Annotated in this window: 9 protein-coding genes; 5 read left to right on the top strand and 4 right to left on the bottom strand. The window is 45.4% G+C overall.

Annotated features, from left to right (window positions below):
• Positions 1 to 343: 343 nt before the first annotated feature.
• On the bottom strand, positions 344 to 1,531 hold the full coding sequence (gene tyrS, locus AB4209_RS03700; protein WP_017059402.1) for a tyrosine--tRNA ligase: 1,188 nt from the start codon (positions 1,529 to 1,531) through the stop codon (positions 344 to 346).
• A gap of 129 nt (positions 1,532 to 1,660) precedes the next feature.
• Here tyrS and AB4209_RS03695 point away from each other — a divergent pair, with 129 nt between their 5' ends.
• Positions 1,661 to 2,950 (top strand): peptidoglycan DD-metalloendopeptidase family protein, encoded by a 1,290-nt coding sequence (locus tag AB4209_RS03695; RefSeq protein ID WP_065584911.1) that lies wholly within the window; start codon positions 1,661 to 1,663, stop codon positions 2,948 to 2,950.
• 84 nt (positions 2,951 to 3,034) lie between these two features.
• Here AB4209_RS03695 and AB4209_RS03690 read toward each other — a convergent pair whose 3' ends face one another.
• From AB4209_RS03690 to erpA, 3 genes are all read right to left on the bottom strand, one after another.
• Positions 3,035 to 6,127, bottom strand: coding sequence for an efflux RND transporter permease subunit (locus tag AB4209_RS03690; RefSeq protein ID WP_017063268.1), 3,093 nt, complete (start codon positions 6,125 to 6,127; stop codon positions 3,035 to 3,037).
• A 10-nt stretch (positions 6,128 to 6,137) separates the two neighbouring features.
• Positions 6,138 to 7,262: an efflux RND transporter periplasmic adaptor subunit gene (locus AB4209_RS03685; RefSeq protein WP_017059405.1), complete on the bottom strand. Its 1,125-nt coding sequence runs from the start codon at positions 7,260 to 7,262 to the stop codon at positions 6,138 to 6,140.
• Positions 7,263 to 7,533: 271 nt separating this feature from the next.
• Positions 7,534 to 7,875 (bottom strand): iron-sulfur cluster insertion protein ErpA, encoded by a 342-nt coding sequence (gene erpA / locus AB4209_RS03680; RefSeq protein WP_004734539.1) that lies wholly within the window; start codon positions 7,873 to 7,875, stop codon positions 7,534 to 7,536.
• A 296-nt stretch (positions 7,876 to 8,171) separates the two neighbouring features.
• Between erpA and hemL the strand changes: the two genes are divergently transcribed.
• The 4 genes from hemL to AB4209_RS03660 all read left to right on the top strand — a co-directional run bounded on the left by hemL (position 8,172) and on the right by AB4209_RS03660 (position 15,635).
• Positions 8,172 to 9,467 carry a glutamate-1-semialdehyde 2,1-aminomutase gene (hemL, locus tag AB4209_RS03675; RefSeq protein WP_010436060.1) on the top strand — a complete coding sequence of 432 codons (1,296 nt, stop codon included), beginning with the start codon at positions 8,172 to 8,174 and terminating at the stop codon, positions 9,465 to 9,467.
• A gap of 343 nt (positions 9,468 to 9,810) precedes the next feature.
• Positions 9,811 to 10,896: an AI-2E family transporter gene (locus AB4209_RS03670; protein ID WP_017066800.1), complete on the top strand. Its 1,086-nt coding sequence runs from the start codon at positions 9,811 to 9,813 to the stop codon at positions 10,894 to 10,896.
• 110 nt (positions 10,897 to 11,006) lie between these two features.
• Entirely contained in the window at positions 11,007 to 12,029 is a 1,023-nt protein-coding gene (rsmC, locus tag AB4209_RS03665) for a 16S rRNA (guanine(1207)-N(2))-methyltransferase RsmC (protein WP_372054869.1), read from the top strand.
• A gap of 216 nt (positions 12,030 to 12,245) precedes the next feature.
• Positions 12,246 to 15,635, top strand: coding sequence for a response regulator (locus AB4209_RS03660; RefSeq protein ID WP_017059408.1), 3,390 nt, complete (start codon positions 12,246 to 12,248; stop codon positions 15,633 to 15,635).
• The last annotated feature ends 192 nt before the right edge of the window (positions 15,636 to 15,827 follow it).

Below are 15,827 nucleotides of genomic sequence, written 5' to 3'. Positions count from 1 at the left end.
ACAAATAGCCTATAGCTAATACACCAAGAGCGTACAGCTAAGCGCACCAAGAGCTGAAAGCTACTGATGTGTCTACTTGTTAGAATCTAGTGTGTGGAAAAGAATGCGGGGGAAAACAAAGATACCCTACCTGAACGGCAGGACAATAGATCAATACCGAGACAGGTTATTCTTCTCCATTCAAACTAGGAGGATGGTCGGTATTGTTCATAAAAATCTCCAGAATTACTGTCAATTTGACAGCGCGCATAGTGTAGCAATAGGCGTTTCAAAGTTTCGTCAATTTTAAGTCAATAAAAAAGGCATCCGTGGATGCCTTTGGTTCAATTATTGATGTGCATTATTACTTAATAGTAATACGAGCAAACTTACGCTTACCTACTTGGTAAACGGCAGTACCTGCTTCAGGCACGAATTTGCTGTCTTCAATCTTCTCGCCTTCAAGCTTAGCAGCGCCTTGCTTGATCATACGCATCGCATCAGAAGTCGAGTTTACAAGACCCGCTTCTTTTAGAACGTTCGCAATTGGCAGGCCTGCTTCGAATTCAAACTCCGGCATTTCATCAGGAACTTGGTTCTTAGCAAAACGGTTAACGAACTCTTGCTCAGCGGCTTCAGCATCTGCTTCACTGTGGAAACGAGCGATGATCTCTTTAGCAAGAAGCACTTTAACGTCACGCGGGTTCTTACCTGCATCAACGCCAGCTTTCAGTTCCGCAACTTCTTCAAGAGGACGGAAAGACAGCAGCTCGTAGTAGCTCCACATTAGATCGTCAGAGATAGACATGATCTTACCAAACATCTCGCTTGGTGCTTCGCTAATACCGATGTAGTTATGCGCAGACTTAGACATCTTCTTAACACCGTCTAGACCAACAAGTAGTGGCATCATTAGTACCGCTTGTGGTTTTTGACCTGCTGCTTTTTGCAGTTCACGACCCATTAGAAGGTTAAACTTCTGGTCAGTACCGCCAAGCTCAACGTCGCTCTCTAGTGCAACAGAGTCGTGACCTTGTAGAAGTGGGTACATGAATTCGTGGATTGCGATCGGTTGACCACCAGCGTAACGCTTTTTGAAGTCATCACGCTCAAGCATACGAGCAACAGTTTGGTTAGAAGCAAGACGAATCATGCCTTCAGCGCCAAGCTCAGATAGCCATTCAGAGTTGAAACGAATTTGCGTCTTCGCAGGATCTAGAATCTTGAAGACTTGCTCTTTGTAAGTTTCAGCATTCTTCAATACGTCTTCGCGGCTTAGCGGTGGACGTGTTGAGTTTTTACCTGATGGGTCACCAACCATTGCAGTGAAATCACCGATAAGGAATGTCACTTCATGACCAAGCTCTTGGAAAGCACGAAGCTTGTTAAAGATAACCGTATGGCCTAGGTGGATATCTGGAGCTGTTGGATCGGCACCCAGCTTAATGCGTAAAGGACGACCTTCTTTTAGTTTTGCAATCAGTTCGTCTTCTGGAATCAGTTCTTCTACGCCACGTTTGATCTCGGCTAGTGCAGCTTCAATACTCGCCATTCTTGTTCACTCCCACAGATTTGGCAAAAATACATTAATTAGACATCTTACTTGAATAGCGATGTATTTTGAAACCAGTTACACTATTCCGTCGTCGATTTTCATAATATTTACAGAACGAACCGGAACATGTTGTCTATTTTTGCACGCCTTCCTATTTTGCACCGGGCTTTTATCGCATTTTTTAGTGCCATAATTTTCGTCGCGATTTTCTTACTCCCCGACGTCAACAGTTTACGTGACGATTCGGGCGCTTTAGTTGTGGGAAAACATTACCCACTGACTATCAATGCCTCTGCACTTATTAGCTCAAGTGACGCTCCACCGACGGCAGTGCTCAATTGGGAGAAATACACCGTTCGCTCTGGCGAAAGCACCTCTGTTTTATTTGAACGTATTGGCCTCTCATACCGTCTGCTGATCACGCTACTCAATACCAATAATGATATTAAGAAGCAGCTGTCTAACCTAAGACCTGGTGATGTCTTGCAGTTCGGCTTTGATGAAAACAACGACCTTATTCAGTTAAAACGACAACTTAGTGCGTTTGAAAGCTTCAAGATCACTAAATCTGGCGATTCTTTCTCATCAAGTTTCGACAAAAAAGAAGTGGTATACCAATACAATTATGCCGAAGCCAACATCACCTCTAACTTCTGGAACGCTGGCGTCAGCGCGGGTTTAACCGCAAACCAAATTATGGAACTGGCCGGCATCTTCGGTTGGGATATCGACTTTGCGTTAGATATTCGTAAGAACGACAGCTTCAAAATCTTATACCAAGAGAAAGTGGTTGAAGGTGAAGTAGTTGGTCGCGGTAAGATCATGGCAGCCGTGTTCAAAAACCAAGGCGATTCATTTACCGCGGTATTGGATGATAAAAGCGGCAACTACTTCGATGAAAATGGTCGTGCGATGAAGAAGGCGTTCTTGCGCTCACCAATTGATTTTCGTCGCGTAACATCGAACTTTAACCCTACCAGGAGACACCCAGTAACCGGTAAGATTCGAGCTCACCGCGGTACTGACTACGCAGCCCCTGTTGGCACGCCTATCTGGGCAGCCGGTGACGGTATTGTTCAGAAGTCAGGTTACAACCAATTCAATGGTAACTACGTGTTCATCCGCCACAGCAACACCTACATCACCAAGTACCTGCACATGAAGCGACGTATGGTGAAAACCGGTCAGCGCGTAAAACAAGGCCAAACCATTGGTACTTTGGGCGGTACAGGCCGTGTGACTGGCCCGCACTTACATTATGAATTCTTGGTTAATGGCGTACATAAAAATGCGCGTACCGTGAAATTGCCTCAATCCAAGTCGTTAACTGGTAAAGCAAAAGCAACCTTTATTGCCAACTCAGAGATTCGATTAAGAAACCTTGAGCGATACGGTCAGTTACTAGCGACTAACTAGGCGTTTGTAGCTTCACTGCAAAATAGAAAAATGCAAAGAGCGCCCATCAAGGCGCTCTTTTTTATGCTCACATACCACAACTAGCTACTGTTTTTCAGGTTTGTTGTTCCGTCCAAGCATTAACAAACAAGGGGTTAATACTAAAGTCAGCACCGTGGCAAACGCCAAACCACCAGCAATAGCGGTCGCAAGCTGTGACCACCATTGTGTACTTGGCGCGCCAAACTCTATCTTTTGATTAATCAGGTCGATGTTCATCTCTAACACCATCGGCATTAAACCTAAGATAGTCGTAACCGTCGTGAGCATTACTGGCCTTAAACGCTGAACACCGGTTCTTAGAATCGCATCTCGCTTGTCCAAGCCTCTTTTGATGAGCTGATTATAAGTATCAATCAACACGATGTTGTTGTTCACGACTATGCCGGCGAGCGCTATTACCCCAATTCCCGACATCACAATGCCAAACGGACGTTGGAAGATCAGTAAGCCAACGAACACGCCAACGGTCGAAAACAATACAGCACTCAGAATCAAAAACGCTTGATAGAAGCTATTGAACTGAGTAATCAGAATCAAAGCCATTACCGCCAAAGCAACCAAGAAAGCACTTTGTAAAAAGGCTGACGAGTTTTCTTGTTCTTCGTTTTGACCACGGATGCGAAATTCCACGCTACTCGGCAGCCCTAGCTCACTCAATGCTTGTTCGATCTTTGGTAGTTCGAGAGCTAGGTTATACCCTTCTTCCATATCCGCCATGATGTTCACCACACGCTTGCCATCAAGGCGTTTAATGGTGTCTTGCTTATGGTCGGGAACGATCTGAGCGAAATTAGTAATAGGTACTAAACCTGCTGGCGTTTTCACCCTAAGCTGGTCGAAGCGCCCGATATCACGCTTATCATTAGGGTAGCGCACCAAGATATCGACCTCTTCTGAAGAGTCATCGGGCAGATAATCACCAATCTTGAGACCATTAGTCACGAATTGAACGGTATTACCCACTAAGGTCGCATCAGCTGCAAAGCGCGCAGCATCGTCGCGGCGAATATCCACCTTCCAATCGATGCCATCTTTACTCGCAGTATCGCTGATATTGGTCAGTGCTTTATTTCCATCAGCCCAACCTCTCACAATTTTTGCAGCCTGATTGAGCTGCTCTGGAGTTCTTGCCGACAGCTCAATCACTAAGTCATTTTCAACCGGAGGCCCAGCATCAGGGAACTTATATTCAATCTCAACACCAGCGTATTGATCGGTTTGTACCTTCAACTCATCAATAATCGCCTTAACGCTGCGTCGATATTGCCAGTCAACAGGCGTAATTGAGATCAAACCAATCTGGTCGTCACCACCAGTACGCGTGTAAACGGTATCGAACTCATCATGATTGAGCATCATCAGTTCAATATCACGCATGATGTCATCCTTTTCTTGGATAGACAGATCCCCATGCGAGCGAACTTTGACATTAAAGAATGGCGGATCAACTTCTGGGAAGAACTCTGCACCTAGACCCGCTTTTGAATAAGTAAAACCAACTGCAACCGCGAGCAGTGCCGCACTGAACAAAATCTTAAAGGGGTGTTTAATCGCTAAAGAAAGCGTGTGGTAGTAAGCCTTGGTTAAACCAGTAGCCTGTGAAAAGTCACCATTATGCAGTGCGACCATTCGAGCTTGGCTTTTAGACGATACGTATTGAGGTTTGCCAATCAAACCGCCCAGCACGGGCACAAACAACAACGCCATGATCAATGATGCAGTTAAAGTCGCGATCAGAGTTAGTGGTAAGAACTTCATAAATTCGCCCGTCACATCAGGCCAAAACAGTAACGGAGCAAATGCGGCTAAGGTTGTGGCAGTCGATGCGGTTATCGGCCACGCCATCCGTTTCGCTGCATCTCGGTAAGCGGCTTTGCGCCCTTCACCCTCTTGCATTCGCCTGTCTGCAAATTCGGTCACCACAATCGCACCGTCTACTAGCATCCCCACCGCCATAATCAGAGAGAACAGCACTACGATGTTGACGGTTAAGCCAAACACCGAAAGAACCAATAACCCGGTTAGGAATGAGCCTGGAATGGAAATACCCACTAACAAAGCGGTACGCACACCAAGAATCGCGATGATAACGATCACCACCAGAATAATGGCGGATAAGATATTGTTTTGCAGATCATTAAGCATGATCTTCACATCTTTAGATTCATCCCAGGTGTATTTGACCAACAGGTTATTTGGCCATTCCGCTTGCTGCTGAGCACCAGCCATTACCGCTTTGACTAGCTCAACGGTTTCGATGATGTTCTCACCTGCACGCTTCTTGATATCCAACACCACCGCAGATTTGCCATCTAAACGAGCAAAACTTTCAGGATCTCGAAACGCTCGACGAACCGTAGCGACATCGCCAAAAGTGACCACCTGCTTGCCATCCACTTTAATAGGCAACTCAAGCACGTCTTTTAAGGAGTTAAATACCGAAGGGACTTTGACAGAAAAACGTCCGTAGCCAGTATCAACAAAACCTGCGGCCACCACTCGATTGTTCAGAGCGATCAGATTATAGATATCCGCTTGATCTAAGCTGTAGCTCTCCATCAATAACGGATCGACAATGATCTCGACGATGTCAGCGCGATCGCCCGCAATATCGACTTCAAGGATTTGGCGATAGCTTTCTAATTTGTCTCCAAGCTCTCGGGCAATTTGCACTATGGTGCGCTCAGGAACGGTACCGAATAGCACAACAGACAAAACAGGTTGCTCAGAAGCCAGCGTCACCTCATTTACGGTCGGTTCGTCACTGTCTTCTGGTAGTTTTGGTTTAGCCAGATCAACCGCGTCACGCACATCGGCCATTGCTTTGGTGAGATCGACGCCAACATTAAACTCCAACACAACAGAGGCATGCCCTTCTGCTGCGGTTGCTGTCATCTCTTTTACGCCTTCAATCGACCTCAGCTCTTGCTCAATAGGTCGAACCAATAAACGTTCTGCATCCGTTGGCGAGATCCCTTGGTGCCCGACCGAAACATAGATAATTGGGATGGTAATGTCTGGGCTCGATTCCTTAGGTATCGTGATATAGGTGACGACACCGGCTACAAGGATTAACGCTAAAAGGGAGAGCATTGTTCGAGCACGAGACAAGGCTGCATCAATAATTGAATACATCGGTTATCTCCTACTCTGCGGTTACGTTAGAGAGTTCAGCGACTTGCTCAACAGCAATCACCGAATCACCATCACGCACAAACCCTTGGCCTACTGTGATGATATCGACGCGTTGACCTAGCCCCGTGAGCCACACTCCATCTTGTTCGGCCTTTACTAGCTGAATGCCTACAAACTTCACCGTTGGTGAGTCATCGACTGAAACCAAGGTTTTGACCCCTAGGTTACCCGCCTCATCCAATGCTAGCATCGCCGGTGTTATCTTTATTGCATCTCTTGTTTCTAGGTTGAGTTTAACTTCGGCACTGACACCTGCTGGTAATAGGCCTTTAGAGTTATCGATTTCTATCTCGATTGGGAAGGTATTAGTAGCAACAGAAGAGATACGAGAAACATAGCGTAAACGGCCTTCCGCTTCTTCTCGCCCTAACAAACGAACCAAAGCAGATTGATTGACTAGCAAATGTTGGATATGACGCTCACTGACATCCGCCTCAATAACCAAAGGATCGAGGTCAATCACGCCAGCAACAGGATCGCCAACACTAACGAAATCACCGAGCTCCACCATCAAATCTTGAACCACACCCGAAAAAGGCGAAGTAATCACAGTATTCTTTAAAGCCAATTCCGCATTGCGCATCATGGCTTTTGCTTCTGTTAATGAAGCCTCAGCTGTGGTGTAGGCGATTTCACCTTGCAGTCCTCTTTTCTTCAGTGACTGCGCCGCTTTGAACTCTTTCTGCTTCAAGCGATATAACGCAGATGCTCGCTCTAGTTGAATCTCTAAATCACCCTTATCTATCTGGGCAATGGCTTGTCCTGCTTTAACCATCCCCCCCTTAACAACATTCAATCTGACAATCTTACCCGCGACTTCTGCACCTAGACGAGCATGCCTATCGGGCGCCGTTCTTCCATAGAGATCAATCGTTTTAAAGGTCGGTGATGAGGTGAAGGTTTGAAAGGAAACCTTAGCCAGCGGAATTTCTGTTGCCTTTTTTTCAGGTGACTCTTCTGCTTGCCCTACGCCTAAACCAAGCCAGATCGACAACAACACGACTAGAGTCAGAGAAACCAGCCACGGCTGCTTCAATTTCTGAAAAAGTGGTGAGTTAGAAAATAGAGTGGGCATAACAAATCCTTTTGTCCGATGTCATTCAGGCGCGCTAGTTGGCTTAATAGCGTGATGTGCAACTTCCTTATGCACAAAGGTAACCTTAACAGACCAATCCTCAACGAAGTTGGACGCTATCGACAGTTTAAAAAATATGCCGTGTACTAAAAATGAGAGGAATGCTTTGAAAAGTAATAAGTTACTAAGTAAAAACAAAAACGCCGAACATAAGTTCGGCGTTTGAAATGTATCTAATACAGCTTTGAGCTCAAGCTATTTTCAACTCATGCTATACGCTGAATGATGCGCCACAACCACATGTTGTTGTAGCGTTCGGGTTGTTCACAAAGAAGCGTGCGCCTTCTAGGCCTTCAGTGTAATCAACCATGCCGCCCATTAGGTATTGTAGGCTCATTGGATCAACAACCAGCGTTACACCGCTGTTTACAATTGTAGTGTCGCCATCATTTACTTTTTCATCAAATGTGAAGCCGTATTGGAAACCGCTACAACCACCACCTGTAATGTATACACGCAGTTTTAGTTCTGGGTTTTCTTCTTCAGCAATTAGCGTTTGTACGCGGGTAGCTGCTGCATCAGAAAAAGACAATGGGATATTTACTTCGCTCACGACAACCTCTCTTACCTGTGTCAAAAACAACATGATACAAATCTAATTCGAGACCATAGTTGTTGAGTATTTTCTTATATTCCGGTGATTATCTAATACCTGACTGAAACGTTCAAGTATTCACCACAGGATCGGTCCTTTTACTGCTGTAAACTCACCAATATCTAACAATTAAAACGTGTAACCACACAAAACAACCAGATTCGGGTGATTATCTGGGCGAAAGCATTCCTAGTTGGATTAGGGATAGGTACAATGCGTGCCAATTGGTCCGACAGTCAAAAGAGGATATATCAATGACCAAATCAGCAGAGCTGTACGAAAAAGCACAGCAAACTATTCCTGGTGGCGTAAACTCTCCAGTTCGTGCATTCAATGGCGTAGGTGGTTCTCCAATCTTCGTTGAACGCGCTGATGGCCCACTTATTTTTGATGCTGATGGTAAAGCGTATATCGATTACGTTGGCTCTTGGGGTCCAATGATCCTTGGTCACAACCACGCGGTTATTCGTGACGCAGTTATTGCAGCAGCTCAACGCGGCCTTAGCTTCGGTGCTCCAACCGAAACTGAAATCAAAATGGCTGAACTGGTATCTGAGATGGTTCCATCAATGGAACAGCTACGTATGGTGAGCTCAGGTACAGAAGCAACAATGAGCGCGATTCGTCTAGCTCGTGGCTTCACTGGTCGTGACAAAATTCTTAAGTTTGAAGGCTGCTACCACGGCCACGCAGACAGCCTACTTGTAAAAGCTGGTTCTGGCGCACTGACTTTAGGTCAACCAAGCTCTCCAGGCGTACCGGCTGATTTTGCGAAACTAACGCTAACAGCAACCTTCAACAATCTAGATTCAGTACGTGAAATCTTCGCAGCAAACAAAGGCGAGATCGCTTGTATCATCGTTGAGCCAGTAGCGGGTAACATGAACTGTATCCCTCCTGTAGAAGGCTTCCACGAAGGTCTACGTGAAATCTGTGATCAAGAAGGTGCATTGCTAATCTTTGATGAAGTAATGACAGGTTTCCGCGTTGCTGAAGGTTGTGCTCAGGCTTACTACAACATCAAGCCAGACCTAACGTGTCTTGGTAAAGTGATTGGCGGCGGCATGCCTGTCGGTGCTTTCGGTGGTCGTAAAGACGTGATGCAATACATCGCACCAACTGGCCCTGTTTACCAAGCGGGTACGCTTTCAGGTAACCCTGTTGCAATGGCTGCTGGCTACGCATGTTTGAACCTTCTACGAGAAGAAGGCAACGAAAAGCGTCTAGCTTCAAAAACTAAGCAGTTGGCAAAAGGCTTCAAGCAACTTGCTGACAAGCACGGCATCCCGATGCTAGTTCATCAAGTTGGCGGTATGTTTGGTTTCTTCTTCACAGATCAAGAAACTGTGACGTGCTACGAAGATGTAACTAAGTGTGATGTAGAACGCTTCAAGCGCTTCTTCCACCTAATGTTAGATCACGGTGTTTACCTTGCACCTTCAGCATTCGAAGCAAGCTTTACTTCTCTTGCTCATGGTTCAAAAGAACTTGATGCAACACTAGAAGCTGCTGACCGCTCTCTTGCGATCATTGCTGCTGAAAGCAAATAATCGAAAGCACTTTATAAGTCGCTAACCGATTGAATTTAGGGCTGCATTAAATGCAGCCCTTTTTATATATCGCGCTCACCAGCCAAAAAATATGACAGCTTATTTAGCCGTCGACTAAGGCTAAAGCTGAACCAAAAGCGATTAACGTTCCCAGAAAAGAAAAACCAACAACATCAAGGTACCAAGGAACATTCTGAACCAAGGGATCTCTTTTTTTGTTTGCTGTTCTTCGTCTTGGCATTTCTTATCTTTATTACAGCATCCCATTATCAAAACTCCTCATTGCTAACTCTCTGTTTTGCAGCCATTATAAACTCAGAACGCAAATATAGAGACCATTACCGTGTCAGAAAAACTCAAAATCAATTCCAGCCACTGGGTGATCATCATTGCCCTACTCGCGGCGGCTTATGCTTGTTACTTGCTTATCGAGCCATACGTTAACTCTATCGTGATGGCCTTTATCATTTCACTATTGATGTTCCCAATCCATGAGTGGCTTGAAAAAAAGCTCCCGAATAAAGAAAACATCGTCTCTTTGCTGTCTTGTATCATACTGACCTTCATTATTGTTATCCCTTTATTGGCAGTATTCGCAGCAATTGTTCAGCAAGGTTCTCTGTTCTCTCAGAATACTTACCAATGGGTGACCCACGGTGGCATTCAGACTCTGTTTGCTCACCCGTTAGTGGTCAAAGCGCTGTCATTTGTGAATAACTACCTGCCTTTCGACAACATTGATCCCCAAGCCATCGCACAAAAAGTCGGTGAGTTTGCGACCAGCTTTGGTTCTAAGCTAGTTGGTATCAGTGCCAAAATCTTAGGTGACGCAACCAATTTCTTGATGGATTTCTTCTTGATGCTGTTCGTTTTGTTCTTCTTATTAAGAGATCATGACAAAATCATCAGTGTGGTTCGTCATATTCTGCCGCTGTCTCGTAGCCAAGAAGACAAACTTCTAACAGAGATAGAACAAGTATCTAAATCAGCAGTAATGGGCTCATTCTTAACCGCAATCGCGCAAGGTTTTGCCGGCGGTTTAGGTATGTGGATTGCCGGTTTCCCAGGTCTATTCTGGGGTACTATGATGGGCTTTGCCTCTTTCATCCCAGTTGTGGGTACCGCATTAATCTGGATTCCAGCAGCAACCTACTTGTTCCTAACTGGTGATACCACGTGGGCGATTTTCCTAACGGTTTACTGTGTAGCGATTGTTGGTTCAATTGATAACCTTCTGCGTCCGCTGCTAATGCAAGGCAGTGCAGGCATGAATACCCTGATGATCTTCTTCTCACTATTGGGTGGTATTCAACTGTTTGGCCTAATTGGTCTTATCTACGGACCATTGATTTTTGCGATTACCATTGTCCTATTCAACATCTACGATGAAGAGTTTAAGGACTTTTTAAACCAGCAAGACAAGAGTTAACGAACTTGACGTCAACTTGATTGGCGAACGAGTATTAAACACTTCAAGCTTTGGGCGGATTATGCGAAAATCCGCCCTCATTTTTTGCTAACGATTCAACAGAGTGTCCTATGTCAGCTTATATTGCCCCAAGCCAGATTGCTCAACGCCAACTCGCCTACTTTGAAGGCAAACATGTTTTAGTTGCCGGTGAGGCAGAAGACTTGTTCCCTGTTGAGTTAGCGAAGCATTGTGAATCTGTCTCTGTGTTTACTTCTAATTACAGCTACTACCGTCAACTGGAGGGTTGCAACACCATCCAACGTTTTTACGGGGCTGAGTTTACCGAAGAGACCAAAGCCGACTTAGTGATGCTGTACTGGCCAAAAGCCAAAGCAGAAGCGGAATTTCTGTTGGCGATGCTATTTGCCAAGCTAGGTAAAGATACCGAGATCGTCGTGGTTGGTGAAAACCGTTCAGGCGTGAAAAGCATCGAGAAGATGTTTGCTCCTTACGGCAAAGTTGTTAAATACGATTCAGCGCGTCGTTGCTCTTTCTACTGGGGTCAATGCTTCGAGCAACCACAAGCGTTCAACCTGCAAGACTGGTTTAAGACCTACACGGTTAACATTGATGAACAACCTCTGACGGTAAAAAGCCTTCCTGGCGTCTTCAGTCACGGTCAATTCGATGTCGGTAGCCAACTTCTGTTGGATACTCTGCCAAAACTAAAAGGCAAGGTACTGGATTTTGGTTGTGGTGCAGGCGTCTTAGGCGCGGTCATGGCATCTCGTAATCCTGATATCGAGCTAGAAATGTGCGACATCAGTGCATTTGCCGTGGCATCAAGCCAAGCAACGCTAGAAGCGAATGGTTTAACGGGTAAAGTCTTCGCATCCGATGTCTATTCTGATACTGCAGAAGACTATCAGTTCATCATCAGTAACCCACCATTCCATTCAGGTTTAGACACTAGCTACAGCGCGACTGAGACCTTACTTTCTCAGGCTCCTAAGCATTTGAAGCGTTCTGGTGAGATGATTATTGTTGCGAATAGTTTCTTAAAATACATTCCAATTATTGAACAAGCGTTTGGAAAATGCGCGACTCTAAATAAGACCACTAAATTCGCGATCTATCACGCAAACAAATAACCTCTCTAGCACAGCGCAGGGTCATTATCTGCGCTGTCTGTTCATATTTTTGTCAAAACTCTATAAAAATGAGCTTTTGCACACGCTTTAAATACCACTTACTTGTCAAAGTAAAAAAACTCGTTAATTTCGTTAAATTGGAACCCGTTAATTCTATTCTCTGTACTTGTTTTCGCCCCTTTTAGCAGTACATCAAAGGAAAGTAGTACCCAATTTATGTTTAGATTCTATCGTAAGCAGAAGTTTAAGCGCCTTCAAAATACCCTAATGCTGGCATTTCTTGTCCTCAGTATTACCCCTGTGACACTTATCGCGATATTTTTCCTCCAATCGCACAGTCAGGATCTCCAGGAACAAAGCACCTCACACCTTGTTTCGGTTCGTGATACTAAGCAGCAGCAAATTGTCGATTACCTACAAGCTCAAGAATCCCAAGTGATGGGCTTTGTTCGCTCAGAATTGGCCAATGCCAGTGGCGGGCGATTTTATGGTTTGATCAATGCATTTCAACGATTGGGGTTAGATATTGACGAGGCACGCAGTAATGCACAGCAGCGCTATATTCAAGGCTCTGGCGATCAAATCAAAACGTCGATCCTCCCTGAATCCAGCAGCTTTATTGGCAGCGAGCGTTATCGCCTGCTCCACAAGCGCTACCATAATGCTTACCTAGAACTGCTTAAACGCTCTGATTTTGACGATATTCTCTTAGTTGATATCAACGGTAACGTCGCTTATTCCGTCTTTAAAAATGACGATTACGGCACCAATCTGCTGACAGGAAAATACAAGGACTCCAACCTAGGTATTACCTTTCAACGACTAGCCAAAGACGTAACCGACCGACGCAAATCTAACGAAGATTACACGCCGGTTATCGTTTCTGACTTTAAAGACGAGAATGGCAAACAGACCGCATGGCTAGGCGCACCTATCGTTCAACAAGGCTACCTACACAGTTACGCGATGTTTAGGCTACCAATCAACGGCATTACTAAGTTGATTGCGGATCTCAACAAGAGTTCGAATATTCAAACGCTGCTTGTAGGTGATGATCACCTGCCGCGTAGCCTTGCTCATTCACAAGAATCTATCAACTTGAGCCTTGATGTTGTCGATAAAGCATTGGCTGGCGAAACAGCGGTTGGCACCTTCGACAACACCCTAGATCAAGCGATCATCGCGGCATATACGCCAATTGAACTGAAATACGCAACATGGGCTCTTGTCGTAGAGCTGCCAGAGAAAGAGGCGTTTGCCCGTATTCATCAGTTAGAAAAGATCTTCGTGATCGTGATGCTAACGGCGATCATTCTGGTAGTCGTTGCATCGCACTATCTGTCTAACTTCATCACATCCCCACTGCTTAAACTGACGTGGGCTGCCGAAAAAGTATCGGCGGGTGATCTCGATGAAACCATGATCAATACCGAGCGCAAAGATGAGATAGGCCGACTCGCGGTGAGCTTCGAAAGAATGCAGCGATCTATTCGTGAAAAAATGCAGCTCATCAAAAGCCAAAACGATGAGCTTGAGGACAACCTTAAGACCATTCAAAAGCAAAACGAAGAGTTACAACTGGCAAATAAACTCAAAGATGAGTTCTTAGCGACTACTTCACATGAATTGAGAACACCACTGCATGGCATGGTGGGTATCGCTGAAGCGTTGATATCTGGAGCTAACGGCCCTATTCCTGCTAATCAGAAATATCAGTTGGATATCATCATCAATAGCGGTCAGAGATTGGCGACCTTGGTTGATGATCTGCTTGATTATCACAAGATGCGCTATGGCAGCTTAGATATTAAGAAATCAGCCGTTGATTTGTCGGCAGCCACCAGCTTGGTCCTAGAGTTGTCTCATCACCTATTGGGCAATAAGCCAATCCGTATTATTAACCAAGTCCCAAGTGATTTAGGTCTGGTTTCATCGGATCCTCAACGACTTGAGCAAGTGATGTATAACTTGGTCGGCAATGCCATCAAGTACACCTCAGAAGGTAAAATTGTTATCTCTGCCAGCGTTATCGATGACAACATTCGTGTGCAAGTTGTCGATACTGGCCAAGGTATACCGGCCGAGTACCTTGAGCACATCTTTGAGCCATTGATTCAAGCAGGCCAAGATGCGAGTAACTACCGCCAAGGTGCAGGGCTTGGACTATCGATCAGCCGTCAGTTGATCGAGCTAATGGGCGGTTCACTGTACGTAAGTAGCCAACCAATGCTTGGCACTACGTTTAGCTTTACCCTGCCCCTAGCGACTCAAGGTGAGCTGGACAGTTACAACGAATCCGGTCATTACTCGCACTTCCAAGCGCCTGATTTAATTGATAACAGCCAACAAGAAAACAGTGTTATCAGTGAAAACCCAGATGGCCCGTTATTGGTTATCGCCGATGATGAGCCGGTTAACCTGCGAGTATTAGACAGCTTCTTGAAGTTAGAAGGTTATCGAGTACGTACTGCATGTGATGGCCCTGAAACCATTGAACTGATTGAAAAAGAGAAGCCAGAGCTGCTTCTACTCGACATCATGATGCCAGGAATGAGCGGCTATCAGGTTTGTGAAGCACTGAGAAAGCAATACGATCATGCTCAGTTGCCAATCATCATGCTAACGGCACTCAACCAAGCAGAAGACCGTGTTCGAGGTTTCGAAGCGGGTGCCAATGACTACTTGTCTAAACCGTTCAACAAACAAGAACTGGCGGCTCGAATTACAGCACATCTATCAGCAAGCAAAGCTGAACAGAGACGCCTTGAAAACGATCAACTGCAACTCGAACTCAAACATAGAGCGATGGTTGAAGCTAACTTGTTAGAAACTCAAGGCCGCTTATTAGAGCAGCTAGAATCGGCACCTGAAGCCATCATCTGTATTCGCGATGACCAACGCATTCGTTTTGCTAACGAAGCCGCGGCGAAGCTATTCAGACGCGGACAGGAGCAACTCAAACGCTCAATGGCTGACGAGATCATTGCACCTAAATACCTTAAGGTAGAACAAGCCCACTACTGCGGTGATATTGATATCTATATAGACGATACACGTCAGCGCATACCAAGTGACATCCTTAAGCTGCCTGAAGGCTCAGGGCTCGACACCATGTATATCTTTAATGTAGGTGGTGGTGTTAACTCAAACCGAATCAATAACCTTGAAACGGCGGTTGAGGCTCTCTCTAGTTATGCCTTTGAAGGCGACAAAGATAAGTTACAGCAGCTGAAAGAGCTTGGCGGAGAATTTACTCGTCTTGCTGACAAGGCAACCGGTGAAGGTAAAAACAAGCAAGAGTTAATGCGTGAGGTACTGGTCGATGCGATGACGAATGCCATCATCTACTGGGAATCGGTGACTGGTGAAACCAAGTTTGCTTTCGCCGAGAAGAGTGGCTTGTGGCGCGTCTACTTAGACCGCAGTACGCTGCAAACTCGAACGCTAGACAAATACCTACGCGTAGAAACCCTACCGAAAACGCCTCGCTGGCGAACGGTACTGAGCTCAATCGAATTCATTCTGGAACACTGCAAAGAACAGACACCAGAAAGAACCCACATTGAGATGCTAAGAGATAAACTGCAGAAACTACTGACCAGTTAAACCCTGAACCAACATCACGATACTTTGAATAATGGAGCCCACCTAGCGTGGGCTTTTTTGTACGCCTAATAATCACAAAAAGTAGAATCCCAACGCTTGCAATGCACTTTTTTTACGCCTTTAAACAAGGGGAAATTCACGCTAATTACTCACAGTGCGAGCTGGTAACCGTCAGTACTTTTCGTTCTATTC

This window comes from Vibrio sp. 10N.286.48.C11, assembly GCF_041469805.1.
Classification (GTDB): domain Bacteria; phylum Pseudomonadota; class Gammaproteobacteria; order Enterobacterales; family Vibrionaceae; genus Vibrio; species Vibrio crassostreae_C.
The sequence above is the reverse complement of the archived record's forward strand: the minus strand, read 5'-3'. Positions and strand labels throughout refer to the sequence as shown.

What these genes read in the sequence shown, in the direction of transcription:
- tyrS (WP_017059402.1), bottom strand. Translation starts at nt 1,531, where the DNA reads ATGGCGAGTATTGAAGCTGCACTAGCCGAGATCAAACGTGGCGTAGAA.
- AB4209_RS03695 (WP_065584911.1), top strand. Translation starts at nt 1,661, where the DNA reads ATGTTGTCTATTTTTGCACGCCTTCCTATTTTGCACCGGGCTTTTATC.
- AB4209_RS03690 (WP_017063268.1), bottom strand. Translation starts at nt 6,127, where the DNA reads ATGTATTCAATTATTGATGCAGCCTTGTCTCGTGCTCGAACAATGCTC.
- AB4209_RS03685 (WP_017059405.1), bottom strand. Translation starts at nt 7,262, where the DNA reads ATGCCCACTCTATTTTCTAACTCACCACTTTTTCAGAAATTGAAGCAG.
- hemL (WP_010436060.1), top strand. Translation starts at nt 8,172, where the DNA reads ATGACCAAATCAGCAGAGCTGTACGAAAAAGCACAGCAAACTATTCCT.
- rsmC (WP_372054869.1), top strand. Translation starts at nt 11,007, where the DNA reads ATGTCAGCTTATATTGCCCCAAGCCAGATTGCTCAACGCCAACTCGCC.
- AB4209_RS03660 (WP_017059408.1), top strand. Translation starts at nt 12,246, where the DNA reads ATGTTTAGATTCTATCGTAAGCAGAAGTTTAAGCGCCTTCAAAATACC.